Source organism: Enterobacter sp. 01-M-03-SI-ECC, from assembly GCF_047530215.1.
Lineage (GTDB): Bacteria > Pseudomonadota > Gammaproteobacteria > Enterobacterales > Enterobacteriaceae > Enterobacter > Enterobacter chengduensis.
The window spans coordinates 14320-38226 of record NZ_JBLKDA010000021.1 but is presented as its reverse complement, the minus strand read 5'-3'; the positions used below and the strand labels follow the sequence as shown (position 1 = coordinate 38226).

At 55.3% G+C, this 23907-nt stretch carries 26 protein-coding genes; 14 read left to right on the top strand and 12 right to left on the bottom strand.

The window, feature by feature from the left end; genetic code table 11:
- Positions 1–466: 466 nt before the first annotated feature.
- Both dtpA and gstA read left to right on the top strand, forming a co-directional pair.
- Positions 467–1975: a dipeptide/tripeptide permease DtpA gene (dtpA, locus tag ACMWKK_RS18040; protein ID WP_045329120.1), complete on the top strand. Its 1509-nt coding sequence runs from the start codon at positions 467–469 to the stop codon at positions 1973–1975.
- Between the two features lie 105 nt (positions 1976–2080).
- Complete coding sequence (gene gstA, locus ACMWKK_RS18035) at positions 2081–2686, top strand: glutathione transferase GstA (RefSeq protein ID WP_045329121.1); 606 nt, start codon at positions 2081–2083, stop codon at positions 2684–2686.
- A 77-nt stretch (positions 2687–2763) separates the two neighbouring features.
- Here the strand turns inward: gstA and pdxY are convergent, their stop codons facing one another.
- The 5 genes from pdxY to anmK form a co-directional block, all read right to left on the bottom strand.
- Positions 2764–3624: a pyridoxal kinase PdxY gene (pdxY, locus tag ACMWKK_RS18030; RefSeq protein ID WP_045329122.1), complete on the bottom strand. Its 861-nt coding sequence runs from the start codon at positions 3622–3624 to the stop codon at positions 2764–2766.
- 67 nt (positions 3625–3691) lie between these two features.
- Positions 3692–4966, bottom strand: coding sequence for a tyrosine--tRNA ligase (gene tyrS / locus ACMWKK_RS18025; protein ID WP_032640019.1), 1275 nt, complete (start codon positions 4964–4966; stop codon positions 3692–3694).
- A gap of 125 nt (positions 4967–5091) precedes the next feature.
- Positions 5092–5748, bottom strand: coding sequence for a pyridoxamine 5'-phosphate oxidase (gene pdxH, locus ACMWKK_RS18020; protein ID WP_032640017.1), 657 nt, complete (start codon positions 5746–5748; stop codon positions 5092–5094).
- 57 nt (positions 5749–5805) lie between these two features.
- Positions 5806–6129, bottom strand: a complete 324-nt coding sequence (gene mliC / locus ACMWKK_RS18015) for a C-type lysozyme inhibitor (protein WP_045329123.1) — start codon at positions 6127–6129, stop codon at positions 5806–5808.
- A 93-nt stretch (positions 6130–6222) separates the two neighbouring features.
- On the bottom strand, positions 6223–7347 hold the full coding sequence (gene anmK / locus ACMWKK_RS18010) for an anhydro-N-acetylmuramic acid kinase (protein WP_045329124.1): 1125 nt from the start codon (positions 7345–7347) through the stop codon (positions 6223–6225).
- 255 nt (positions 7348–7602) lie between these two features.
- Between anmK and slyB the strand changes: the two genes are divergently transcribed.
- Positions 7603–8070 (top strand): outer membrane lipoprotein SlyB, encoded by a 468-nt coding sequence (gene slyB / locus ACMWKK_RS18005; protein ID WP_045329125.1) that lies wholly within the window; start codon positions 7603–7605, stop codon positions 8068–8070.
- A 203-nt stretch (positions 8071–8273) separates the two neighbouring features.
- Positions 8274–9635, top strand: a complete 1362-nt coding sequence (locus ACMWKK_RS18000; protein ID WP_112780677.1) for a GGDEF domain-containing protein — start codon at positions 8274–8276, stop codon at positions 9633–9635.
- 37 nt (positions 9636–9672) lie between these two features.
- On the opposite strand, the gene slyA is transcribed toward ACMWKK_RS18000, so the two are convergent.
- The gene (gene slyA, locus ACMWKK_RS17995; RefSeq protein ID WP_021241135.1) at positions 9673–10113 is read right to left on the bottom strand and encodes a transcriptional regulator SlyA; all 441 of its coding nucleotides are present in this window, start codon (positions 10111–10113) and stop codon (positions 9673–9675) included.
- A gap of 186 nt (positions 10114–10299) precedes the next feature.
- Here slyA and ACMWKK_RS17990 point away from each other — a divergent pair, with 186 nt between their 5' ends.
- The 3 genes from ACMWKK_RS17990 to ACMWKK_RS17980 are packed head-to-tail and all read left to right on the top strand — an operon-like array spanning position 10300 to position 13432.
- Positions 10300–10536, top strand: coding sequence for a DUF1656 domain-containing protein (locus tag ACMWKK_RS17990; RefSeq protein ID WP_406542881.1), 237 nt, complete (start codon positions 10300–10302; stop codon positions 10534–10536).
- Positions 10537–10538: 2 nt separating this feature from the next.
- Complete coding sequence (locus tag ACMWKK_RS17985; protein ID WP_112780776.1) at positions 10539–11399, top strand: HlyD family secretion protein; 861 nt, start codon at positions 10539–10541, stop codon at positions 11397–11399.
- Positions 11399–13432: an FUSC family protein gene (locus ACMWKK_RS17980; protein ID WP_112780678.1), complete on the top strand. Its 2034-nt coding sequence runs from the start codon at positions 11399–11401 to the stop codon at positions 13430–13432. The genes ACMWKK_RS17985 and ACMWKK_RS17980 overlap by 1 nt, the downstream gene beginning before the upstream one ends.
- On the opposite strand, the gene sodC is transcribed toward ACMWKK_RS17980, so the two are convergent.
- From sodC to ACMWKK_RS17965, 3 genes are all read right to left on the bottom strand, one after another.
- Positions 13411–13929 (bottom strand): superoxide dismutase [Cu-Zn] SodC, encoded by a 519-nt coding sequence (sodC, locus tag ACMWKK_RS17975; RefSeq protein WP_112780679.1) that lies wholly within the window; start codon positions 13927–13929, stop codon positions 13411–13413. The genes ACMWKK_RS17980 and sodC overlap by 22 nt on opposite strands.
- Positions 13930–14009: 80 nt before the next feature.
- On the bottom strand, positions 14010–14906 hold the full coding sequence (locus ACMWKK_RS17970; RefSeq protein WP_112780680.1) for an aldo/keto reductase: 897 nt from the start codon (positions 14904–14906) through the stop codon (positions 14010–14012).
- A 48-nt stretch (positions 14907–14954) separates the two neighbouring features.
- Positions 14955–15194: a DUF1289 domain-containing protein gene (locus ACMWKK_RS17965; protein WP_008500587.1), complete on the bottom strand. Its 240-nt coding sequence runs from the start codon at positions 15192–15194 to the stop codon at positions 14955–14957.
- A gap of 149 nt (positions 15195–15343) precedes the next feature.
- Here ACMWKK_RS17965 and eptA point away from each other — a divergent pair, with 149 nt between their 5' ends.
- The 5 genes from eptA to rnt all read left to right on the top strand — a co-directional run bounded on the left by eptA (position 15344) and on the right by rnt (position 20024).
- A complete protein-coding gene (gene eptA / locus ACMWKK_RS17960) occupies positions 15344–16969 on the top strand; it encodes a phosphoethanolamine transferase EptA (RefSeq protein ID WP_406542880.1) in 1626 nt (541 codons plus the stop codon).
- A 41-nt stretch (positions 16970–17010) separates the two neighbouring features.
- Positions 17011–17610: a TetR/AcrR family transcriptional regulator gene (locus ACMWKK_RS17955; protein ID WP_112780682.1), complete on the top strand. Its 600-nt coding sequence runs from the start codon at positions 17011–17013 to the stop codon at positions 17608–17610.
- Positions 17611–17663: 53 nt separating this feature from the next.
- Entirely contained in the window at positions 17664–18761 is a 1098-nt protein-coding gene (locus tag ACMWKK_RS17950) for an alkene reductase (protein WP_045327115.1), read from the top strand.
- A 100-nt stretch (positions 18762–18861) separates the two neighbouring features.
- The gene (gene gloA, locus ACMWKK_RS17945; RefSeq protein WP_032639989.1) at positions 18862–19269 is read left to right on the top strand and encodes a lactoylglutathione lyase; all 408 of its coding nucleotides are present in this window, start codon (positions 18862–18864) and stop codon (positions 19267–19269) included.
- Positions 19270–19364: 95 nt separating this feature from the next.
- Positions 19365–20024: a ribonuclease T gene (rnt, locus tag ACMWKK_RS17940; protein WP_045327114.1), complete on the top strand. Its 660-nt coding sequence runs from the start codon at positions 19365–19367 to the stop codon at positions 20022–20024.
- A 74-nt stretch (positions 20025–20098) separates the two neighbouring features.
- On the opposite strand, the gene grxD is transcribed toward rnt, so the two are convergent.
- Entirely contained in the window at positions 20099–20446 is a 348-nt protein-coding gene (grxD, locus tag ACMWKK_RS17935; RefSeq protein ID WP_003832760.1) for a monothiol glutaredoxin 4, read from the bottom strand.
- 338 nt (positions 20447–20784) lie between these two features.
- Here grxD and ACMWKK_RS17930 point away from each other — a divergent pair, with 338 nt between their 5' ends.
- Both ACMWKK_RS17930 and sodB read left to right on the top strand, forming a co-directional pair.
- Complete coding sequence (locus ACMWKK_RS17930) at positions 20785–21558, top strand: C40 family peptidase (protein WP_406542879.1); 774 nt, start codon at positions 20785–20787, stop codon at positions 21556–21558.
- A 122-nt stretch (positions 21559–21680) separates the two neighbouring features.
- Entirely contained in the window at positions 21681–22262 is a 582-nt protein-coding gene (sodB, locus tag ACMWKK_RS17925) for a superoxide dismutase [Fe] (RefSeq protein ID WP_028017287.1), read from the top strand.
- A gap of 38 nt (positions 22263–22300) precedes the next feature.
- Here sodB and ACMWKK_RS17920 read toward each other — a convergent pair whose 3' ends face one another.
- Both ACMWKK_RS17920 and ACMWKK_RS17915 read right to left on the bottom strand, forming a co-directional pair.
- Positions 22301–23467 carry an MFS transporter gene (locus ACMWKK_RS17920; RefSeq protein WP_112780684.1) on the bottom strand — a complete coding sequence of 389 codons (1167 nt, stop codon included), beginning with the start codon at positions 23465–23467 and terminating at the stop codon, positions 22301–22303.
- 162 nt (positions 23468–23629) lie between these two features.
- Positions 23630–23719 (bottom strand): YnhF family membrane protein, encoded by a 90-nt coding sequence (locus ACMWKK_RS17915; RefSeq protein ID WP_008500596.1) that lies wholly within the window; start codon positions 23717–23719, stop codon positions 23630–23632.
- Positions 23720–23907: the final 188 nt, after the last annotated feature.

Genomic DNA, 23907 nt, shown 5'->3' with positions numbered 1-23907 from the left:
TTTTTCATAGCCAAAAATTTCTATACATCTGTGATCGCGATCACCCTGATAACTTCATGTTGTATTTTTGTTGTGAAAACTGACCTAAACCCTTTGCCTGACAAGACACTTCTCTTTCTTTGCCGACGATAAGACCAGCTATTTTTCAGAATATGGGCTATATCACTGCCATATGCGACAAATAGCAGAACATATCGCCAAACGGCGATCGGAGCCGGTCATTACCAGTCGAAAAAACTACCTTTACTCATCGTATGAAATTTAACGCTAAATAACATTTGTATGAACGGACGATTATACCACGCCAGATATATGTAACAGATTATTACAAACGTATTGCCAGATGGGGCAGGATAGTGAACATTACCCGCCGTTTCTCCTCCCAATATAACTATAAGGCGTATGGGCTACGGCCATCACGCTATGAACACCCCCGTTAATATGGGATGTAAAAAAAGAGGTATATGTGTCTACTGCAAACAATAAACCAACAGATGAAAGCGTGAGTCTTAACGCTTTTAAACAACCAAAAGCGTTCTATCTCATCTTCTCTATCGAGTTATGGGAGCGTTTTGGTTATTACGGCCTGCAAGGGATCATGGCGGTTTACCTGGTAAAACAGCTGGGTATGTCCGAAGCCGATTCCATCACGCTGTTCTCCTCCTTCAGTGCTCTGGTGTACGGTCTGGTCGCTATCGGCGGCTGGCTGGGCGATAAAGTTCTTGGAACTAAACGCGTCATTATGCTGGGCGCGATTGTCCTGGCGATTGGCTATGCTCTGGTTGCATGGTCAGGTCACGATGCCGCTGTCGTATATATGGGTATGGCGACGATTGCCGTCGGTAACGGGCTGTTTAAAGCGAATCCGTCCTCCCTGCTCTCTACCTGCTACAGCAAAGACGACCCGCGTCTGGACGGTGCATTCACCATGTACTACATGTCCGTGAACATCGGTTCATTCTTCTCTATGCTGGCAACTCCATGGCTGGCGGCGAAATTCGGCTGGAGCGTGGCCTTCTCGCTCTCCGTGGTAGGTATGCTGATCACCGTGGTCAACTTTGCCTTCTGCAAACGCTGGGTGAAAGACTACGGTTCAAAACCTGATTTCGAACCCGTGCATATGGGCAAACTGCTGGCGACCATCGTGGGCGTTGCCGTTCTGGCGACCATCGCCACCTGGCTGCTGCACAACCAGGGTATCGCACGTGCCGTTCTGGGCGTGGTTGCGCTGGGTATCGTGGTCATCTTCGCGAAAGAAGCCTTCTCCATGCAGGGTGCTGCGCGCCGTAAGATGATTGTGGCGTTCATTCTGATGCTGGAAGCGATCATCTTCTTCGTACTGTACAGCCAGATGCCAACCTCTCTGAACTTCTTCGCTATTCGTAACGTTGAGCACTCTATCCTGGGTATCGCGTTTGAGCCGGAGCAGTATCAGGCCCTGAACCCGTTCTGGATCATGATTGGTAGCCCGATTCTGGCCGCGATCTACAACAAGATGGGTGACCGACTGCCGATGCCGCACAAGTTCGCCATTGGTATGGTGCTGTGTTCCGGCGCGTTCCTGGTGCTGCCGCTGGGTACCAAATTTGCCACCGACGCGGGTATCGTATCCGTTAACTGGCTGATCCTGAGCTACGCGCTGCAGTCTATCGGTGAACTGATGATCTCCGGTCTGGGTCTGGCGATGGTGGCACAGCTGGTTCCACAGCGTCTGATGGGCTTCATTATGGGTAGCTGGTTCCTGACCACTGCCGGTGCGGCAATTATCGCCGGTAAGATTGCGAACCTGATGGCCGTACCGGATAACGTTACTGACCCACTGGTCTCCCTGAACGTCTACGGAACCGTGTTCATGCAGATTGGTATCGCGACAGCGGTGATCGCGGCGCTGATGCTGCTGACCGCACCGAAGCTGAACCGCATGACTCAGGACGACGATAAAACCGCTAAAGCGACCAGTACCGCTACCGCGTAAGAGTATTGAGAAACGACCGAACAGAAGCCGCTAATGCATTAGCGGCTTTTTTTTTGTCCATCCGCGCACTAACATAGCTGAAACCTCAGCAAAAAGGAGTTACCGATGAAACTGTTCTACAAGCCGGGCGCGTGCTCTCTTGCTTCCCACATCACCCTGCGCGAGAGCGGCAAGGATTTCACGCTGGATGGCGTTGATCTGATGAAAAAGCGTCTGGAAAATGGCGATGATTTTCTTGCTATTAACCCCAAGGGACAAGTTCCGGCGCTTCTGCTGGATGACGGTACTCTGCTGACCGAAGGCGTGGCGATTATGCAGTTCCTGGCCGATAGCGTACCGGATCGCCAGCTGCTGGCGCCGGTCAGTACCGTTTCTCGCTACAAGACGCTGGAATGGCTGAACTACATTGCGACCGAACTGCACAAAGGCTTTACGCCGCTGTTCCGCCCGGATACGCCAGAAGAGTTCAAACCGACCCTGCGCGCGCTGCTTGAGAAAAAGCTGCAGTACGTTAACGAGTCGCTGAAAGACGAACAGTGGATTGGCGGTTCGCGCTTTACGATTGCCGACGCATACCTGTTTACCGTTCTGCGCTGGGCGCGCGCGGTTAAGCTAAATCTGGAAGGGTTAGACCACATCGCATCGTATATGAAACGCGTGGCGGAGCGTCCTGCGGTGGCCGCGGCGCTGAAAGCGGAAGGCCTTAACTAATATCGCCCGGCGGCGCTTCGCTTGCACGGGCCTACGGGTTTTGTAGGCCGGGTAAGCGCAGCGCCACCCGGCATCGTTTAAAGCTGCGTTGCGCTAAAATAGTGCTCCGGCTTCGCGATACGATCCTGCGCCGCGACCACCTGAAGCTCGTATTCCTGCATCTCTTTCGTCGCAATCATGATTTCGTACACCGCGGCGGTAACATGCTCCAGCGCGTCTCTCACCGTTGCGCCCTGCAGCAATTTCACCAGCAGAAGCCCGCTGGTTACATCCCCCACGCCAACCGGCTGGCGAAGTCCGAAATCCACCAGCGGACGGCTGATATGCCAGGCGTCATCTTTCGTCACCAGCAGCATCTCAAAACGGTCCTGGCTGAGCCCTGCGCGCGCGAGATGTTTTACCAGCACAACCTCAGGCCCCTGAGCGATCAGCTCGCGAGACGCGCTTACCGCCTCATCTACGCTGTTAACCGGATGCTCGCAGAGGATCTCCAGCTCAACAAGGTTTGGCGCAATGATATCGCTGGCGGGCAGCGCGTGGCGGACGTGAAACTCTGCGACGCCGGGCGCCACGATACAGCCTTTCTCCGGATGGCCCATGACGGGGTCGCAGAAGTATTTTGCCGCCGGGTTTGCCGCTTTCACCTGGCGCACGATGCCGAGGATATGCTCCCCCTGCTCCGCCGAGCCGAGATAACCGCTCAGGACGGCGTCACAGCGCCTGAGCTGGTCGATCTCCGCAATGCCCTGCACAACCTCGGTAAGGTGCGAAGGCGGCATCACGCAGCCGGTCCATTTGCCGTACTGCGTGTGGTTGGAAAACTGCACGGTATTGAGGGGCCAGACGTTGACGCCGAGGCGACGCATCGGAAATTCCGCGGCGCTGTTGCCAGCGTGTCCAAAAACAACGTGGGACTGAATGGCGAGGATGTTCTTCATTTTTTTCTTACCAAACCCTGAAAAAACAAAAAGGGGCGTGGTTTCCCACGCCCCTGGAGACTGTTAATTACTTCCAGCAGACAAGGCAGTAGTTTTTCTTGCCGCGACGCAGCAGCGTGTAGCGGCCATACAGACGATCGCCGTCAACGAAGGTGTATTCCGGGTCGGCCTGTTTTTCACCGTTGATGGTGATCGCGTTAGACGCAATGGTTTTACGCGCCTGACCGCGGGATGGCTGGAGCTCGGAGTCCACCAGCGCCTGCATCAGGTCAGCCCCTTTTTCCATCTCAACCATCGGCACGCCGTCCTGCGCCAGCTGTTCGAAGTCCGCTTCGCTCAGATCGCTCAGGGTACCGTTGAACAGGCTTGCAGTAATGCGTTTTGCCGCGGCCAGACCTTCTTCGCCGTGAACCAGTTTGGTCACTTCGTCCGCCAGCACGTACTGGGCGCGCGGTGCTTTACCGCTGTTCTTGTCTTCTTCTTCCAGCGCATTGATGTCTGCAATATCCATGAAGGTGAAGAACTTCAGGAAGCGGTAAACATCAGCGTCCGCCGTGTTGATCCAGAACTGGTAGAATTTATACGGGCTGGTTTTCTTCGGATCGAGCCATACCGCACCGCCTTCCGTCTTACCAAATTTGGTGCCGTCAGCTTTGGTGATCAGCGGAACGGTCAGACCGAAGACCTGATTCTGATGCAGACGACGGGTCAGGTCGATACCGGAGGTGATGTTACCCCACTGGTCAGAACCGCCAATCTGCAGGGAAACGCCGTGCAGTTTGTTCAGGCAGGCAAAGTCATAGCCCTGCAGCAGGTTGTAGGAGAACTCGGTAAAGGAGATCCCCTGGTCGTCACGGTTCAGACGCTGCTTAACGGCCTCTTTGTTAATCATCTGGTTAACAGAGAAGTGCTTGCCGATATCGCGCAGGAAGGTCAGCACGTTCATGCTGCCAAACCAGTCGTAGTTGTTCGCGGCAATTGCAGCGTTATCGCCACAGTCGAAGTCGAGGAACGGTGCAACCTGTTTGCGGATCTTATCCACCCACTCCTGCACGGTATCTTCGGTATTCAGCTTACGCTCGGCGGCTTTAAAGCTTGGATCGCCAATCAGACCGGTCGCGCCGCCTACCAGAGCAACAGGCTTATGGCCCGCCATCTGGAAGCGTTTCAGGCATAACAATGGAACAAGATGCCCCAAATGCAAGCTGTCAGCGGTGGGATCGAAGCCGCAATAGAGCGCGATCGGGCCTTGCGCCAGTCGCTCTGCTAACGCTTCCTCGTCCGTCACCTGGGCCACGAGGCCCCGCTCTTGCAATTGTTTAATCAAGTTACTGCTTGCCATCAAATTCTCCATGTATAAACGACTGCACCTTTGCCGGTACACGACTTTTCGCCTGATGCGAAAGGACCATAGAATAAAGCGCAAGCGCGGCGTGCGCTAGCGCTTAAATCAACAAATTTCGGGGATTACGGCGCCAGTCTGTCGATTTTCCAGCCGCTATCCTCGCGCTGGTATAAAAAGCGGTCGTGCAGGCGATGTTCGCCTCCCTGCCAGAACTCTATTTGCTCAATCGGGATACGGAAACCGCCCCAGAAGCTTGGCAGCGGAATTTCGCCCTGCTGGAACTTCTGTTTCAGCTCGAGGAATTTACTTTCCAGCACGCCGCGCGCAGAAATTCGGCTGGACTGTTTAGAGACCCAGGCGCCAATCTGGCTGTCACGCGGGCGGCTGTGGAAATACTTCACCACTTCCAGCGTCGAGAGACGTTCCGCCTTGCCGGTGACCATGACCTGACGTTCCAGCATGTGCCAGGGGAACAGCAGGCTGATGCGCGGATTGTTTTCTAAGTGGTGCGCCTTGCGGCTGCCGAGGTTGGTATAGAACACCAGCCCTTTCTCGTCATAATGCTTGAGCAAGACGATGCGCTGATAGGGTTGACCGTTTTCATCTACCGTGGCGACGACCATGGCCGTTGGGTCGGCGAGTTTTGCTTCACAGGCCTGTTTCAGCCAGCGTTCAAAAAGCACGAGGGGTTCAGCGGGAAGATCCTGGCGACGCAGGCCGCCTTTGGTGTATTCACGGCGCAGATGCGCAATTTGCTGCAGTTCGTCGTTATCTGACATGGCGTTAGCTGACGTTGAGAGTGGGTGGCGCTATTGTGCGCCGCCCCTGTAAAAATCTCAACGCTTCGGATTTTCGAGCTGGCAATTGTTCAGCACAATGCGGTCGCGTTTGTAGACCGTAGCGCTGTCGCCTTTCGACCAGAAGACATAGATACCGTCGGTGTAGCGTGCGCCCGAGGCCGACATGCCCTGCTTCAGCGTCAGCAATTTGTTGTCGTAAACAAAACTGGCTTCCTGGCGTGGATTATTCAGCTTTACGGTCAGCGGTTTCTCGTCGCAGCGATACGACAGCGTATCGGTCTGCATGCGCTCAACAAGCTGGTTGTAGACGCTGCATCCTGACAGCAACAAAGGGGCGGCAATAAGAAGAAGTTTTTTCATGGGCGTATTCCGAAGACTTTCCTGGTCCTGGAGGGCATGGCTGCCCTCCCGTTTCGTCCCATTCTAACGTCGACGCGCCGCGCTGAATTTCAGTTAACTCTGATTATGCCGAGGATTTGCCGGGAAAATCGCCCCAAGGACGCTCGCCTCGCGCGCACCCGTTACGGACGGTAAGTTTCCCGGCAGGCCGGCAATCGTGCGCCAGGCAAGCCAGGCGAAGGCCAGCGCTTCCATATCATCACCGCTGATGCCGGCCTCATCGGTCGTCGACACTTCGGTGCCCGGCAGTAGCCCGGCAAGACGCGCCATCACCAGCGGATTGCGGCTTCCGCCACCGCACACCAGCAGGCGTTCGCATCCGCCGCTGAGAAGCACCTGCTCGGAGATCGACACGGCCGTGAGCTCGGCAAGCGTCGCCTGGACATCCTGCGGCGCAAGCGCCGGGAATGACGCAAGCTGGCGCTCAAGCCAGCCAAAGTTGAAGTATTCACGCCCCGTACTTTTCGGTGCCGGTAAGGCAAAATAGGGATCGCTCAGCATGGACTGCAGCAGCGGCAGAATGACTTTTCCCCCGCACGCCCACTCCGCGTTTTTGTCATACGGTTGGCCGCACTGACGCCAGATCCAGGCATCCATTAGCATATTGCCCGGGCCGGTATCGTAGCCGCGGACCGGCTGTCCCGGGATGAGCATTGACAGATTGGCGATGCCGCCAATGTTCAGCACCATACGCCGCTCTGACGGGTGCGCCAGTAACGCCTGGTGAAACGCGGGCACCAGCGGCGCGCCCTGCCCGCCAAGAGCGATATCGCGACGACGAAAATCGCCGACTACCGTGACGCCCGTCTTCGCCACAATCTGGTTGTTATCGCCGATTTGCAGGGTATGCGGGGCTTCTCCGCCGGGCTCATGCCAGACCGTCTGGCCGTGACACCCGATGGCCACCACATCCTGCGGGCGAAGGTGTTCTTTTTGCATCAACGCCTGCACCGCATCCGCAAAAAGCGCCCCCAGGCGAACATCAAGTTGTCCAAGCTGGGAGAGGGTCAGCTGCTGCCCCTGACAGATACTCAGAATATCCTCTTTGAGCGAAAGGGGGATTGGCCAGGTCAGGCTCGCCTGCTGTGCCACCATGTTCTCGTCAATGGCAGCCAGAACGACATCTACCCCATCCAGACTGGTGCCCGACATCACACCAATGTAGCGACCCGATTTCATGCGCTTTCCTTACGTTGCGTGGGCTAAGGCTATCCACTCAACCATAAACGGCGCAGCTTTGCCATCCGGCAATAATATTTTTTAACAATGTCAGGCGGGTAACACAGGCAGCCCCTGTTTATGTCTCGTTAAGTCAAATTCAAGTACAATTTTCCTATTGTTAGTGCAAAGATATGAACGATGGCGTGTTATGCCATATAATTTAGCCATAACGGATGCCCCCAATCGGGCGTTTTTGGTGAACAGGAGATTCAAATGATTTTACGTGTACTGGGCGTTTCGCTGATTGGTTTAACTCTGGCTGGCTGTGTGAATGACAGTTCACTGTCCGGCGACGTTTACAGCGCTTCTGAAGCGAAACAGGTTCAGAACGTGACTTACGGTACCGTTGTTAACGCGCGCCCTGTACAGATTCAGGGTGGTGATGATAGCAACGTGATGGGCGCAATCGGCGGTGCCGTGCTGGGTGGTTTCCTGGGGAATACCGTCGGCGGTGGCGCAGGCCGTTCTCTGGCAACCGCAGCGGGCGCTGTGGCGGGTGGTGTAGCAGGCCAGGGCGTTCAGGGTGCGATGAACAAAACCCAGGGCGTAGAGCTTGAAATTCGTAAGGACGACGGCAGTACGATCATGGTTGTTCAGAAACAGGGCAGCACCCGCTTCTCTGCAGGCCAGCGCGTTGTGCTGGCGAGCAACGGACGCCAGGTGACCGTCTCCCCGCGTTAATTAAAAAAATGGATGTGGTCATCGGGCCACATCCATTTACAATATATATAACTTAAATAAATATATTTACAAAATACATCCACCCCACCAATTATCTATCATGCTGGATATTGTTTCTGCGCAAAGTATTTAATGAATTAATTGGTTAGACTTTTCCCAAGTACCTTACCTTAATTCCTTTTTAATTATTTAAAAAAATTTATATGCTTGCGAATAGTCAATCTTCAAAAAGTCGTTATCTCTCATTCTGTTTCGGTTGCATTATTGTCATCGGAATATTACAAGCGCTATTTTCAAAAGTGGTTGAATGGGTTCCCTCCTTCTCGCCGCTTTTGTTCCCCACGCTCACCATTTTCCTGCTTGTCTTCCATCTGTTTATTGCCTGTTTTATGGGGATGAAATACTGGTGTGATAAGAAACGGCTGTACCTGGTCCCAATAGCCTTTGCCTTTGCCGGTTCGGCATTGCTGATGGTCGGAACGCTCTCCAGTTTTCCCGCCTGGCTGGACCTCTACCAGTTCAACGTCGTGAACTACAACGATGCGATGATCTACTATATGTTCCGCCATATCTTAATGGCGCTGTTGATAATCGCTTCCGCATTACTCTTCCCCATTCGCAATCAGCCTCTTTCACGCCTGGCGCATATCGCCATCGTCAGTAGCGCCTCTCTTTTTACCGCCTGCATGTTAATTGTGGCCTGGATGTACTCCAGCCATTCTGCGTTCTTATCCCTCGATCTAATTGATAATGAAACGCGGCAGTTTATGGTTCTCTGGAGCCACTGCATCAATATTTCATTGATTGTGCTCTGGGTGGTGACATTAGCAACGCTGATGTTTATTACGCGCGTGCGCAACCTATTCTGGGCAAGCGGTAATTTTCTCTGTCTCTGCTATATCGTCACGCTATCGATGCTGCTATTAGGAGGACATGCCGAAGATATCTCGTGGTATCGTGCCCGGCTATTTGAAACCGTCGCGACGCTGATCATTATTTTTGTTCTGCTTTGTGATGTTTTCAGGCTTTACCGCGACTCGCATGTAAAGTATCAGCAGTCATATCAAAATTCGATTCGCGATCCGCTTACGCGCCTTTATAACCGCAGCTATTTTTATGAATCGTTGAACCAGGCGCTGGACGTTGCTAAACCAAGCCGCCCCGTGTCGGTTATCGTGAGCGATCTCGATCGCTTTAAGCGCATCAATGACAACTATGGCCATCTCCAGGGCGACAAAGTCCTGCAGTTTGTCGCCAATCTGCTGATGGATTCCGTTCGCCCGCATGATATTGCGGCGCGTATTGGCGGGGAAGAGTTTGTCCTGATGCTGGCCGATACCTCTTCAGACGCTGCAGTCCAGGTGGCGGAACGTATCCGGCTGAAGCTGAGCAGCTTTGATAAAACCAGCAGCGGGGGCCAGCTGCCGGAGCCGATTACCATCAGCATGGGGGTGTTTACGGCAACGTCGTCATCAGTGACCGCAGAAAAGTGCGTGGAAAGCGCGGATAAGGCGATGTATGAAGCAAAAGAGACCGGCCGTAACCGCGTCGTTGTGTTCAAATAGAAAAAAGGCCTTGCGGATGCAAGGCCCTGTTGTCTGGTCAGTCGCGCGACTGCAGCTCGTGGATGTTTTGCTCAAGGCGAGCAATCAGGCTGATGAGCATTTCCAGCTCGGCTGGCGACACGCCTGAGAGGATTTCACCGCGCGTCTTAGTAATCACGGCTTCCATTTCCGTGATAATCGGCGCCGCTTTCTCGGTGAGCTTAATCCGCTTGGCGCGGCGATCGCTGGCGCAGGTCTGCCGCGAGATCAACCCCTTCTCTTCCAGCTGGTCAAGCGTGCGCACCAGCGACGGTTGCTCAATGCCTATCGCTTTTGCCAGCTGAATTTGCGACTGATCGGGCGGCAGCTGATGAATGTTGTGCAGCGTGACCCAATGCGTCTGGGTGAGTTCCAGAGGTTTCAGGCGATGGTCAATCAGAGCACGCCAGACGCGTACCAACCTTGCCAGATCAGAACCTAATGGCGATTCCAATTTCATCTCCTTATAATTAGCTTGCTAAGTTATTATACTGATTTTAGAATAGTGTGCAGCATTTGTATTGCCAAAACAAATGCAATACTGCATTCATCGAACTTTAAAGTATGACTTACACTGAATTGTGATGCTTCATCCTACTAAGACAAGCCAACGCGGCATTCTGTTCACTGCAAAGGATTTCTGCCCGTGACGTTTTTTCATCACTCAGAAGGTTTACCCCTTCAGGACCTGATCTTCGGTGCGTCAGTCTACTTTCCTCCCCTGTTTAAGGCCGTTCTGGTGGGCTTTATGCTCTGGCTCATCGCGCATCGCCTGCTTCGCGACTTGATGTACTCCGGCGAAATCTGGCATCCCATGCTGATGGATCTCTCCCTGTTTGCCCTTTCCGTATGCCTGGGCCTTGCCGTTTTGACCGTGTGGTGAATATATCCATGAAAACGCTAAAGTATTTTTCCACCCTGTTTGTCCTTGCCCTCGCGCTGGTTGCGGGCTGGTGGATGTGGAATTTTTATATGCAGTCGCCCTGGACGCGTGACGGCAAAGTTCGCGCTGAACAGGTCAGCATTACCCCTCAGGTGTCGGGAAGTATCACGACGCTGTTGGTTAAGGATAACCAGTTCGTCAAAAAGGGAGAGGTGTTATTCCGAATCGACGACACCCCTTACCACATAGCCATTCTGAACGCTCAGGCGCAGCTGGCCAAAGCCCAGTCTGACCTCGCAAAGGCCAACAACGAGGCCAACCGCCGCCGCCACCTGTCGCAAAACTACATCTCAGCGGAAGATTTAGATACCGCGAATATCAACGTCAAGGCCATGCAGGCGAACGTCAACGTGGCGGAGGCGACCCTGAAGCAGGCGCAGTGGCAGCTGACCCAAACCGTGATTACGGCCCCTGTCGACGGATGGGTGACCAACCTCTCCGCCCGTGTGGGGAACTACGCCACCACCGGCCAGCCGGTTTTTGCCCTCGTCGACAGCCACTCCTTCTACGTCGTAGGCTACTTTGAAGAGACTAAGCTTCGCCATATTCGCGCTGGCTCTCCTGCCGCGATAACGCTTTACAGCGGCTCGCAAACGTTACAGGGTCACGTATCCAGCATCGGTCGCGCCATTTACGATCAAAGCGTGGAAACGGATTCCGGGCTGGTGCCGGACATCAAGCCGAACGTGCCGTGGGTGCGACTGGCTCAACGCGTTCCGGTACGCGTGGAGTTTGACCGTTTACCGGAGTACATCACCCTGGTCTCCGGCACCACCTGTACCGTCTCAATCGGAACCCGTTAATGAAGCTACAGGTGCCCTCCTGGCAAAACACGCCGTGGATGAAGGCGACGCGTCCCCAGTGGCGCTACGCGCTGCGTAACGGTATTGCGATGTGTCTTGCTCTGACGGTCGCCTATTATCTGAATCTGGACCAACCCTACTGGGCGTTGACCTCAGCGGCGGTGGTGAGTTTCCCCACCGTTGGCGGGGTAATCAGCAAAAGCCTGGGCCGTATCGCGGGAAGTCTGCTGGGGGCCACCGCAGCGTTAATTATCGCCGGACACACGCTGAACGATCCGTGGATGTTCCTGCTGAGCATGGCGGCATGGCTGGGCTGCTGTACCTGGGCCTGCGCCCATTTTACCAACAACGTCGCCTACGCTTTCCAGCTGGCGGGCTATACCGCCGCGATTATTGCCTTCCCGGTGGTGAACGTGCTCGACACCACCGAGCTGTGGGATATTGCCCAGGCGCGCGTCTGCGAGGTGATTGTCGGGATCCTCAGCGGCGGATTTATGATGATGGTCCTGCCCAGCACCTCCGACGGCACCGCGCTGATTACCGCGCTGAAAACCATGCATACCCGGCTGCTGGAACATGCGAGCCTGCTGTGGCAGCCGGATACCAACGACGACATCCGCCTCGCGCATGAAAGGGTTATCGGGCAGATCCTGACCACGAATCTGCTGCGCATTCAGGCGTTCTGGAGCCATTACCGTTTTCGCCGTCAGAACACCCTGCTTAACTACCTGCTGCACCAGCAGCTCCGCATGACCAGCGCCATCTCCAGCCTTCGCCGGATGCTGCTCAGCTGGCCGACGCCGCCTAAAAACACCCGCGCCGTGATTGACGCGCTGCTCGCGGCGCTTGCCCGGCCGGACGCGGATATCTACACCGTCGCGAAGATCATCGCCCCGCTCGCCCCGGTGGATGAGTACGACTACCGTCATCGCGCCTTCTGGCAGCGCCTGAATTACTTTTGTCGGTTATACCTGCGCAGCAGCCGCTGGATTAACGCGATCGAGAATGCCAGTCCGATAACGGAGTTTAACGTCCCCGGCAGCCCGGCACTCGCGCGGCACACCGACTATCTGGAAGCGATGTGGAGCGGTTTTCGTACCTTTTGCGCGCTGACGCTGGTTGGCGCGTGGAGCATCACCACGCAGTGGGAGTCCGGTACGGCGGCGCTGACGCTTGCCGCCATCAGCTGCGTGCTTTACTCCGTCGCGGCCTCGCCGTTCAACTCGCTGACGCTCCTGCTGCGCACGCTGGTGCTGCTCTCGCTGTTCAGCTTTGTGGTGAAGTTTGGCCTGATGGTGCAGATAAGCGATCTGTGGCAGTTCCTGCTGTTTCTGTTTCCCCTGTTGACCACCATGCAGCTTCTGAAGCTGCAAATGCCAAAGCTGGCGGGTCTTTGGGGACAGCTGATTGTCTTTATGGGCTCGTTTATCTCGGTGACGAATCCGCCGGTTTACGATTATGCCGATTTTCTCAATGACAACCTGGCAAAGATCCTCGGCGTGGGGCTGGCGTGGCTGGCTTTTGCGGTGCTGCGTCCCGGCTCTGATGCGCGGAAAAGCCGCAGGCATATTCGGGAGTTACGCAGGGGGTTTGTCGACCAGCTCAGCCGTAAACCGCATATGGGTGAAAACGAGTATGAATCGCTGGTGTATCACCACGTCAGCCAGCTCAATAACAGCCAGGATGCCCTTTCCCGACGCTGGCTGCTGCGCTGGGGCGTGGTGCTGCTGAACTGTTCGCACGTGGTCTGGCAGTTGCGCGCATGGGAAACGCGGTCCGATCCGCTGTCGCAGGTGCGTGACGTATGCATCTCCCTGTTGCGCGACGTGATGAGCGAGCGCGGTGTCCAGCAGCGACCGCTGGCCGCCACGCTGAATGAACTGCAGCGGATCTTCGATACCCTGGCACGACATCATCACCCCGCAGCGCGTGATTTAGCCTCGATAATCTGGCGGCTGCACTGCTCGCTGTCGCAGCTGGAGCAGGCCCCACCGCCGGGCACGATTGGGGATCAGATCACGCCGCAGGCATAACGTGCCCCGCCGCCGCCAAGCGGTTTAGGCTGGTCGGACATATTGTCGCCACCGACATGAATCATCAGCGCTTTACCTTTCACTTCATCGAGCTTTTTCAGACGCGGCGCGACGACGGGATCGGTGGCTTTACCGTCGTTATTGACCACCAGTACGGGCAGATCGCCCAGATGCCCCATGCCGTCCGGGCCCTCATGCTTGCCGGTATGCTGGGGATCCAGATGTCCTCCTGCCGCTTCCGCCGCCGACGCTTTACCCTCTTTTAACGCGGGCTGACAGCTGCCTTTGACGTGAACATGGAAGCCATGCTCACCGGGGGGGAGTGCTTTAAGGTTGGGGGCGAACTCCAGTCCTTTATCGGTTTCCGTAATTTTCACCGTACCGATTGACTGGCCCACACCCTGAGAGGTGACGAGATTCATTTCCACTTCGTCGCTGGCTGCCTGCGCCCCTGCGCAAACAACCAGCGTGACCATTGCCAGAGCAAAACGCTTCATACGACCTCCTCGGGTTATTTTTTGCCCCTTAAGTGTATACCAGGGGCAAAGATTTCACCGGAAAGTCACCTTATGGCGGTTTATGGCACGTCGTAACCCAGCGCGGCCTTGCGGATGCGGAACCACTGCTGGCGGGTCATCTGCAGCTCTTCGGCGGCCAGCGCAGAACGCACGCGTTCAATTTTACCGGAACCGATAATGGGCAGCGGTTTTGACGGCAGGCGCAGGATCCACGCGTAAACCACCTGTTCGATGCTCTCCGCGTTCAGTTCGCGGGCGATGGCTTCCAGCTCGTTACGCAGCGGCTGGAATTCATCATCATTAAACAGGCGTCCGCCCCCGAGGCACGACCAGGCCATTGGGCGAATGCGCAGCTGCTGCAGCTGGTCGAGCGTACCGTCCAGCAGCAGCGGCTGGTGAACCGGGGAGATCTCAACCTGGTTAGTGGCCAGGGTAAACGGCAGGCGTGACTGAAGCAGCGCAAACTGCGCCGGGGTAAAGTTAGACACGCCGAAGTGACGGACTTTCCCGCTCTGGTGCAGGTTCAGAAAGGCTTCCGCCACCTCATCGGCATCCATCAGCGGGTCAGGACGGTGGATTAACAGCAGGTCGATACGATCGGTCGCCAGATTGACCAGCGACTGCTCGGCGCTCTTGATAATATGCGCGCTGTCGGTGATGTAATGACCGAGAGCGTGCTCGGGTTTTGCCGTGGTGGCAATACCACACTTGGTGACGATTTCCATCCTGTCACGGAGCGCCGGAACCAGCTTGAGCGCCTCGCCGAAGGCGGCTTCACACTGATAGCCGCCATAAATATCCGCATGATCGACCGTAGTGATGCCTAAGTCGAGATGTTCTTCAATAAAGCTCGCCAGCTGGAGGGGGGACATATTCCAGTCCATCAGGCGCCAGTAGCCCATCACAAAACGGGAGAATTCTGGCCCCTGGGGGGCAAGGGTAATTCGCTGAACCATAACATTTTCCTCAAGGACGTAATGTCATGAGTATACGCAATTACCGTGTTAAAAAAGTGAAGGTTGCTGGGGTTCTTCGGTCTCACCGGCTTTGTTTGCGCGTATTTTGCGCAAAAGACGCTGTCGGCAGAGGCGTAACACCTCCTGCTTTTGCGTGTCGCTGAAGTTTTGCCAGTTGAAACGCTCGTCACGGGTGCGCATACACCCGCGGCAGTATCCGCGTTCATCCACCTGACAAATACCCCGGCACGGGCTCTGGATGGGGAAAAACTCCAGCTGCTCTGCCACACTCACCTCCAGATAGCCACTCTCACCTACAGTGAAGACGCTAAACGCGCGTCGTGCAAGGCCTATACCACAGATTTATGGCATTAAGGTTTCACTAATCTTCTCTCCCTATACTCGGCCCATCATCAAAATAACAGGTTTACGGATCGATGTGGTTTATCAAAAAGTTACAATGTAACGACATAAAATTTACCCTGGGCTGTGCTTTCTTCTTTACGCTAATTAACGGGCTGTTTATCCAGCGCAGCTGGGCCATTATCGCCCCTGCCCACCTGCACGATTTCCTCTTTGCCGCCTCCGTACCGCTGGTGCTGTTTTGCGGCTGGGTAATTGTTTTTAGCCTGCTCAATATCCCCTATCTCCGCAAGCCGCTGCTGATCGTCCTGACCGTCGGCTGCGCCGCGGCAACGTATTTTATGTACACCTACGGCGCGGTTATCGATCAGAACATGATTGTGAACGTGTTCGAAACCAACTCTCAGGAGGCGGCCGCCCTGGTGACCCTGCAGATGATTCTGTGGATTGCCGTAGCGGGCCTGGTTCCGTCCGTGGTGCTGGCGCTCACCCGCATTCGTAGCGGAAAATGGTGGTACGCGCTGCTGACGCGCGTCGCCGCGATGCTGGGCGCTCTGCTGGTGATCATCCTGATTGCCGCCCTGTTTTATAAAGATTACGCGTCGCTGTTCCGCAATAACAAAAGCATCGTCAAAATGGTCACCCCCGCGAACTATGTCAGCGCCGTGGTGAAGTACAGCAAAATGCGCTGGTTTGCCGGCGACCAAACGCTGGTGCGCATTGGTGAAGATGCCCATAAAGGGCCGCTGATTGCCGGTCAACAAAAGAAAACCGTTCTGGTGCTTGTCGTTGGCGAAGCCTCTCGCGCGGCAAACTACTCCCTGAATGGTTACGATCGTGAAACCAATCCGGAGCTGAAAAAGCAGGACGTAATTAACTTCCCGCAGGCCTCTTCGTGCGGCACCGAAACCGCGGTTTCCGTTCCCTGCATGTTCTCCGGCATGACGCGCAGCAAATACGATGCCGACCTGGCTCACCATCGGGAAGGACTGCTCGACGTCCTCAAACATGCGGGTGTCAACCTGCTGTGGCGCGACAACGACGGCGGCTGTAAAGGTGCCTGCGATCGCGTGCCTCATACCGACATGACGCAGTGGAATCTGGATCAGTTCTGCAAAGACAAATCCTGTATTGACGATGTGAACTTCTACCGTCTGGACAACGTGCTGGATGGCGTGAAGCAAGATACGGTGCTGGTCATCCACCTGATGGGGAGCCACGGCCCGGCGTACTATCGCCGCTACCCGGATAACTTCCGTAAGTTCACCCCAACCTGTGACACCAATGAAATTCAGAACTGCGATCATCAGGCGCTGTTGAATACCTATGACAACACCATCCTGTATACCGACAGCATGGTCAGCAAAACCATTGATGCCCTGAAAGCGCGCCAGGCAAGCATGAACACCGCGCTGATTTATCTCTCCGATCACGGTGAATCCCTGGGTGAAAGCGGTATTTATCTGCACGGCACCCCGTACATGCTGGCGCCGGAGCAGCAAACGCATATTCCGTTTATGTTCTGGCTGTCACCGGATTACGCGAAAAACTTTGGCGTAAACGAGCAGTGTTTGCGTGACCATGCAGCAAAAAATGCGGTTTCCCAGGATAATTTGTTCTCAACCGTATTGGGTATGATGGACGTAAAATCAACAGTTTATCAACCACAGCTGGACATACTGAGCGCATGTCGTCAGTAAACTCGCTTGCATTAGACCGAACGGTCTATTAGAGTGCGGCCATGAGCAGAAATACTGAACACGATACCCGCGAACATTTACTGGCAACCGGCGAGCGACTTTGCATGCATCGCGGGTTTACCGGTATGGGCTTGAGCGAGCTGTTAAAAACCGCTGAGGTACCGAAGGGATCGTTTTATCACTACTTTCGGTCCAAAGAGGCCTTCGGCGTGGCGATGCTGGAGCGTCATTACGCGGGTTATCACCAGCGTCTGGCGACCCACTTTGCGTCGGGTCAAGGGAACTACCGGGATCGTGTTCTGAACTACTATCAGGAAACGCTGAACCAGTTCTGTCAGCAGGGCATTATCAGCGGTTGCCTGACCGTCAAACTGTCTGCCGAAGTGTGCGATCTTTCTGAAGATATGCGTACGGCGATGGATAAAGGCGCCAGCGGCGTTATCGCCCTGCTGGCTCAGGCGCTGAAGAAAGGCCGCGATGAAAAAACGCTGGCCTTTCCCGGCGAGCCGTTAACCCAGGCGCAGGTGTTATATGCGCTCTGGCTGGGCGCTAACCTGCAGGCAAAAATTTCACGCAGTGCCGTGCCGCTGGAAAGCGCGCTGGCACATGTGAAGAGTACAATTACTGCGCCAGGCATGTAGCCGGCGCTTTTATTTCCATTATTACTAGTCGACTGGTCTACTCAGGAGTCTTTATGTCAGCTGAAAAATTATTTACCCCATTGAAAGTGGGTGCCGTTACTGCGCCAAACCGCGTATTCATGGCTCCGCTAACCCGCCTGCGCAGCATTGAGCCGGGCGACATCCCAACCCCACTGATGGGTGAATACTATCGTCAGCGCGCAAGCTCTGGCCTGATCATCACCGAAGCCACGCAGATTTCTGCTCAGGCTAAGGGTTATGCGGGTGCGCCGGGACTTCACAGCCCGGAACAGATCGCCGCATGGCAGAAAATCACCGCGGGCGTCCATGCTGAAGACGGTCGCATTGCGGTCCAGCTGTGGCACACCGGTCGCATCTCTCATAGCAGCATTCAGCCTGGCGGACAGGCACCGGTTTCCGCGTCGGCCCTGAGCGCCAATACCCGTACCTCCCTGCGCGATGAAAACGGCAATGCGATCCGCGTGGATACCTCTATGCCGCGCGCGCTTGAGCTGGATGAAATCCCGGGTATCGTGAACGACTTCCGCCAGGCGGTAGCCAACGCCCGCGAAGCCGGTTTTGACCTGATTGAGCTGCACTCCGCGCACGGCTACCTGCTGCACCAGTTCCTGTCACCGTCGTCTAACCATCGCACCGACCAGTACGGCGGCAGCGTTGAAAACCGCGCCCGCCTGGTGCTGGAAGTGGTTGATGCCGTATGCCAGGAGTGGAGCCCGGACCGTATCGGTATCCGCGTCTCGCCTATCGGCTCTTTCCAGAACGTCGACAACGGTCCGAACGAAGAGGCCGATGCGCTGTACCTGATCGAAGAGCTGGCGAAACGCGGCATCGCTTACCTGCACATGTCCGAGCCGGACTGGGCTGGCGGTAAGCCTTACACTGAAGCCTTCCGCCAGAAAGTGCGCGAGCGCTTCCACGGGGTGATCATCGGTGCAGGTGCCTATACGCCAGAGAAAGCCGAAGACCTGATTAATAAAGGGCTGATCGATGCCGTCGCGTTTGGCCGCGACTACATTGCCAACCCGGATCTGGTTGCTCGTCTGCAGAAAAAAGCGGCCCTGAACCCGCAGCGCCCGGAAAGCTTCTACGGCGGCGGCGCGGAAGGCTACACCGACTACCCTTCTCTGTAATCTCTCCGTTGTTCATTGATAGCGGCGATACTTCGCCGCTATACTCAAACATCGTTTCTGTTCAAAATGACAGTCTATTTCATTGGTTAATGAGGATATTATGCGCCTACTTCACACCATGCTGCGCGTTGGCGACCTGCAACGTTCGATTGATTTCTACACTAACGTCCTGGGCATGAAGCTGCTGCGCACCAGCGAAAACCCGGAATACAAATACTCGCTGGCATTTGTGGGTTACGGCCCGGAAACGGATGAAGCGGTGATCGAGCTGACCTACAACTGGGGCGTAGACAGCTATGAGCTGGGTACCGCCTATGGCCATATCGCGCTGGAAGTGGATAACGCGGCCGACGCGTGTGAGCGCATTCGCAGCAACGGCGGTAACGTCACGCGCGAAGCGGGCCCGGTAAAAGGGGGCACCACCGTGATTGCGTTTGTGGAAGATCCGGACGGTTACAAAATCGAGCTGATTGAAGCTAAAGACGCCGGTCGCGGTCTGGGCAACTGATCCTTCAGGGCGCAATCTGCGCCCGTAGTTTTACTGCATCACCCGCCAAAATTTGCCATAATGCGCTCTGCTTTTTCCCCATGTAAGAGACCCTGATGTCCGATAACGCTCAATTTAGCGGTCTGTGCGACCGTTTTCGTGGTTTTTATCCCGTTGTCATTGATGTAGAAACAGCCGGATTTAACGCTAAAACCGATGCGCTGCTCGAAATTGCCGCCATCACGCTGAAGATGGATGAACAGGGCTGGCTTACACCGGACACCACGCTGCATTTCCACGTTGAACCTTTCGAAGGGGCAAACCTGCAGCCAGAGGCGCTGGCGTTTAACGGTATCGATCCGCATAACCCGCTGCGTGGTGCGGTCAGTGAATATGATGCCCTGCACGCCATCTTTAAAATGGTGCGTAAAGGCATGAAAGAGACTAACTGCAGCCGCGCCATCATGGTGGCCCATAACGCCACCTTCGATCACACCTTTACTATGGCCGCAGCCGAGCGCGCCTCGCTCAAGCGCAACCCCTTCCACCCTTTTGTGACCTTCGACACCGCCGCACTGAGCGGTCTGGCGCTGGGACAAACGGTGTTATCAAAGGCCTGTATTACGGCCGGCATTGAATTTGACGGTACGCAGGCGCACTCCGCGCTGTATGACACGGAGCGTACCGCAGAGCTGTTCTGTGAAATCGTCAACCGCTGGAAGCGCCTTGGCGGCTGGCCGCTGCCGATGGGTGATGAGGACGAGCACCAATCGTAGGTCGGGTAAGCGCAGCGCCACCCGACAAAAAAAAGCGACCACATAGCGGGTCGCTTTTTTATTTCCGCAGAAAATTACTCTGCGTCCGGCTCTTCGGTTTTGTACTTCGCCGCCGTCTCTTTGATCAGCTGCTGCAGTTCGCCGCGCTGATACATTTCAATCAGGATATCGCAGCCGCCAACCAGCTCACCGTCAACCCACAGCTGTGGGAACGTTGGCCAGTTAGCGTACTTAGGCAGCTCAGCGCGGATGTCCGGGTTCTGCAGGATATCAACGTAAGCAAAACGCTCACCACAGGCTGACAGCGCCTGAACCGCTTGCGCGGAGAAGCCGCAGCTTGGCAGCTTCGGAGAACCTTTCATATACAGCAGAATCGGGTTTTCAGCGATCTGGCGCTGGATTTTTTCAATAGTGGTGCTCATGTCTTGCTTCCTTTAACTTCTGTTACGGCATTCGTCTGACATTGTAGCGGTTCAGACTGGCATCGGAAAATAACATTTTTGTCACGTTTATACATTCTACCCCGAGTCGCGAAAAGTTGCATTGCAAATGGTGTTTACCCCTGCGTCGGCCAGGGTTTTGCTTAGGGAGTGGGCAAATGTGCGACAGAACGATGAATTTTTTTGCACTTGCTAACGAAACAGGATTGTAGATTGAAAAATGCTATTAACTTTCTGGCTTTTTATAGATTAGAATCGACGGGCTTTGTAAATCACACGCGGGTATTATTGATGACCTGCATTTATCAGGGGACTGCCCAGTGGCGCGGATAAATAAAATCTCGATCACGCTCTGTGCTTTACTGTTTACTTCACTTACCTTCACGCCAGTGGCAAACGCCTCTCAGCAGGCGCGGCATTCTGCTGCACAAAAAAGCCATCTGGTGAAAGCCACAGAACGTAAGAAAAAAACCACCGCTAAGAACGACAAGAAAAAAACACCGGCTCAGACAAAACAGACCGCTTCCAGCAAGACGAAAACAAAACCTTCCCGCACTGCCCACTCCGCCAAAAGTAAAGCTTCGCAAACCGCCGCTAACCTCGTGACTGAAAAATGCATCGCGCGTAAAGGCCACAAGGCGAAATGCACGAAGGTCACTAAAATAGCGGAAGTGCATAAAGTGCGCGTACAGAAAGCGCAAAAAACGGCAATGAACAAGCTGATGGGGCAGATTGGCAAACCTTATCACTGGGGCGGGAGTTCACCGCGTACCGGTTTTGACTGCAGCGGCCTCGTCTATTACGCCTATAAAGATCTGGTCAAATTCCGCATTCCGCGTACGGTCAACGAGATGTACCACCTGCGCGATGCCTCACCGGTTGACCGCGGCGAGCTGGAGAACGGCGATCTGGTCTTCTTCCGCACGCAGGGCCGCGGCACGGCTGACCACGTCGGCGTCTATGTTGGCAACGGGAAATTCATTCAGTCTCCACGTAGCGGCCAGGATATTCAGATCACCTCGCTCAGTGAAGACTACTGGGTACGCCACTACGTCGGCGCGCGTCGCGTGATGACGCCGAAAACCATTCGCTAACCCCTACCCTGCCACACCCGTGGCAGGGTAAGTTCCTCTTTTGCATACCCTTTCAATTTGCTATCCTGTCCTTGTTGTCTGTGTGGTTATTGGCAACACAAAATACAATAAGGAGAGAAGCAATGTCGTTCGAATTACCTGCACTACCGTATGCAAAAGACGCCCTGGCCCCGCACATTTCTGCGGAAACCCTGGAATACCATTACGGCAAGCATCACCAGACGTACGTCACCAACCTGAACAACCTGATCAAGGGCACCGATTTTGAAGGCAAAACGCTGGAAGAGATCGTCCGCAGCTCAGAGGGTGGCGTATTCAACAACGCGGCTCAGGTGTGGAACCACACCTTCTACTGGCACTGCCTGGCGCCGAACGCCGGTGGCGAGCCAGCCGGTGAGCTGGCTACCGCCATCAACGCCGCCTTTGGCAGCTTCGCGGACTTCAAGGCGAAGTTCACCGATGCCGCCATCAAGAACTTCGGTTCTGGCTGGACGTGGCTGGTTAAAGAGGCGGATGGCAAACTGGCTATCGTCTCCACCTCGAACGCGGGCACCCCGCTGACCACCAGCGCGAAGCCGCTGATGACCGTGGACGTATGGGAACACGCTTACTACATTGATTACCGCAACGCGCGCCCTAACTACCTGGAGCACTTCTGGGCACTGGTTAACTGGGAGTTTGTGGCGAAGAACTTCGCCGCGTAAGAGACACGCAGAAGGGTTCGCCCTTCTGCGTTTTTGTTTTATTCCGCAGCACAGGCTGCTTCGGGCTGTTTACGACCCGACATCATCACCAGCAGCAGGCCGAGCGCGGCAACGATCGCCCCCATCACCGGCACAAAGCTGTACCCCAGCCCCCCTGAAATTACGGCCCCGCCGGCCGCCGCCCCAAGCGCATTGCCCAGGTTGAAGGCACCGATATTAACCGAAGATGAGAGCCCGGGCGCTTCATGCGCAACGCGCATCACGCGCATCTGCAGCGGCGGCACCACGGCAAAGGTGGCTGCGCCCCAGACAACCATCGCGATCGCGGCGCCGACTTCATTCCGCGCCAGCCAGGGAATCGCGATCATGATGACAATCAGCAGGGTCAAGAAGCCCTTCAGCGTCCCGCTCACGGAACGGTCGGCAAATTTCCCACCGAGATAGTTGCCGATCGAGAAGCCCACGCCAATCAGCACCAGCGTCGCGGTAACAAAGAGAGGCGTCGCATGGGTGATGTCATGCAGGACCGGTGAAATATAGGTGTAGAGGGTAAACATCGCCCCTGCCCCCAGCACGGTGGTGAGCAGCGCGGAGAGCACCTGCGGGCGCATCAGCACCGACAGCTCTCTGCGCACGTCAGGGCGTTCTCCCGCGCTGCCTTTCGGCAGGGAGAAGAACAGCGCCACCATCGCGACCACGCCCAGTCCGGCCGTCGCCAGGAAGGACATCCGCCAGCCGATCGCTTCCCCCAGCCAGGTTGCCGCAGGCACCCCGCCAATGTTCGCGATGGTCAGCCCCATAAACATAGTGGCCACGGCGCTGGCCTGCTTATGTTTTGGCACCACGCTTGCCGCAACAACCGACCCCAGCCCAAAGAACGCGCCGTGGTTAAGGCTGGTCAGAATGCGGGACAGCATCAATGTGGTGTAGTCCGGCGCAATGGCCGAAAGCACGTTGCCCAGGGTGAAAATCGCCATCAGGAAAATCAGCGCATTACGGCGCGCGCGGTGCGAAAGCAGAAGCGTCATCAGCGGCGCCCCGACCATCACGCCGATAGCGTAGGCGCTGATTAACATGCCTGCAGCAGGGATCGAAACGTCTACGCCCCTGGCGATAACGGGCAGTAGCCCCATCGGGGAGAATTCAGTGGTGCCAATCCCAAAAGCGCCAATCGCCAGGGCCAGCAGGGGAAAATTGATTTTCATGCGTCAACTCCGGATGCCGTGTCATGTGGTGACACAGAACAAAGAAGCGGAAAGCATGACATCAATCACAAAAAATGAGAAGTTAACAAAATGGCAAAAGATTTTTGCCTGAGAAGTAACAATCCGGGAAACTGGGAGGAGAAGGCTCTCCCCCCGCGTAAATCAGTGCAGCGCAGCCGTCAGACCCGCTGCGACAATCAGAGCCAGCACAACAACGGTGGTGAACAGCGAAAACTTCAGATCGGAACTCATCAATTTTTCTCCTTTTAATCCCCCCACGAAAAGTGAGCTTGCTCATTTTTGCACAGATTACGTCAAAAATCTTCCTGGATTTATACTGATAACCACTTTACCTCTTCCCCTTTTCATCAAGATAGGACAAAATTCCACGCTAAATTTATTAGCGTACCGGCCATTGACCCCCTCCTGACGTCCCGTGT

What these genes read in the sequence shown, in the direction of transcription:
- sodC (WP_112780679.1), bottom strand. Translation starts at nt 13,929, where the DNA reads ATGAAGCGTTTTGCTCTGGCAATGGTCACGCTGGTTGTTTGCGCAGGG.
- anmK (WP_045329124.1), bottom strand. Translation starts at nt 7,347, where the DNA reads ATGAAATCGGGTCGCTACATTGGTGTGATGTCGGGCACCAGTCTGGAT.
- ACMWKK_RS17955 (WP_112780682.1), top strand. Translation starts at nt 17,011, where the DNA reads ATGAGCAGAAATACTGAACACGATACCCGCGAACATTTACTGGCAACC.
- ACMWKK_RS17915 (WP_008500596.1), bottom strand. Translation starts at nt 23,719, where the DNA reads ATGAGTTCCGATCTGAAGTTTTCGCTGTTCACCACCGTTGTTGTGCTG.
- ACMWKK_RS17920 (WP_112780684.1), bottom strand. Translation starts at nt 23,467, where the DNA reads ATGAAAATCAATTTTCCCCTGCTGGCCCTGGCGATTGGCGCTTTTGGG.
- ACMWKK_RS18000 (WP_112780677.1), top strand. Translation starts at nt 8,274, where the DNA reads ATGCTTGCGAATAGTCAATCTTCAAAAAGTCGTTATCTCTCATTCTGT.
- mliC (WP_045329123.1), bottom strand. Translation starts at nt 6,129, where the DNA reads ATGAAAAAACTTCTTCTTATTGCCGCCCCTTTGTTGCTGTCAGGATGC.
- ACMWKK_RS17980 (WP_112780678.1), top strand. Translation starts at nt 11,399, where the DNA reads ATGAAGCTACAGGTGCCCTCCTGGCAAAACACGCCGTGGATGAAGGCG.
- gloA (WP_032639989.1), top strand. Translation starts at nt 18,862, where the DNA reads ATGCGCCTACTTCACACCATGCTGCGCGTTGGCGACCTGCAACGTTCG.
- ACMWKK_RS17970 (WP_112780680.1), bottom strand. Translation starts at nt 14,906, where the DNA reads ATGGTTCAGCGAATTACCCTTGCCCCCCAGGGGCCAGAATTCTCCCGT.
- slyB (WP_045329125.1), top strand. Translation starts at nt 7,603, where the DNA reads ATGATTTTACGTGTACTGGGCGTTTCGCTGATTGGTTTAACTCTGGCT.
- eptA (WP_406542880.1), top strand. Translation starts at nt 15,344, where the DNA reads ATGTGGTTTATCAAAAAGTTACAATGTAACGACATAAAATTTACCCTG.
- sodB (WP_028017287.1), top strand. Translation starts at nt 21,681, where the DNA reads ATGTCGTTCGAATTACCTGCACTACCGTATGCAAAAGACGCCCTGGCC.
- rnt (WP_045327114.1), top strand. Translation starts at nt 19,365, where the DNA reads ATGTCCGATAACGCTCAATTTAGCGGTCTGTGCGACCGTTTTCGTGGT.
- ACMWKK_RS17950 (WP_045327115.1), top strand. Translation starts at nt 17,664, where the DNA reads ATGTCAGCTGAAAAATTATTTACCCCATTGAAAGTGGGTGCCGTTACT.
- tyrS (WP_032640019.1), bottom strand. Translation starts at nt 4,966, where the DNA reads ATGGCAAGCAGTAACTTGATTAAACAATTGCAAGAGCGGGGCCTCGTG.
- pdxH (WP_032640017.1), bottom strand. Translation starts at nt 5,748, where the DNA reads ATGTCAGATAACGACGAACTGCAGCAAATTGCGCATCTGCGCCGTGAA.
- gstA (WP_045329121.1), top strand. Translation starts at nt 2,081, where the DNA reads ATGAAACTGTTCTACAAGCCGGGCGCGTGCTCTCTTGCTTCCCACATC.
- grxD (WP_003832760.1), bottom strand. Translation starts at nt 20,446, where the DNA reads ATGAGCACCACTATTGAAAAAATCCAGCGCCAGATCGCTGAAAACCCG.
- slyA (WP_021241135.1), bottom strand. Translation starts at nt 10,113, where the DNA reads ATGAAATTGGAATCGCCATTAGGTTCTGATCTGGCAAGGTTGGTACGC.
- pdxY (WP_045329122.1), bottom strand. Translation starts at nt 3,624, where the DNA reads ATGAAGAACATCCTCGCCATTCAGTCCCACGTTGTTTTTGGACACGCT.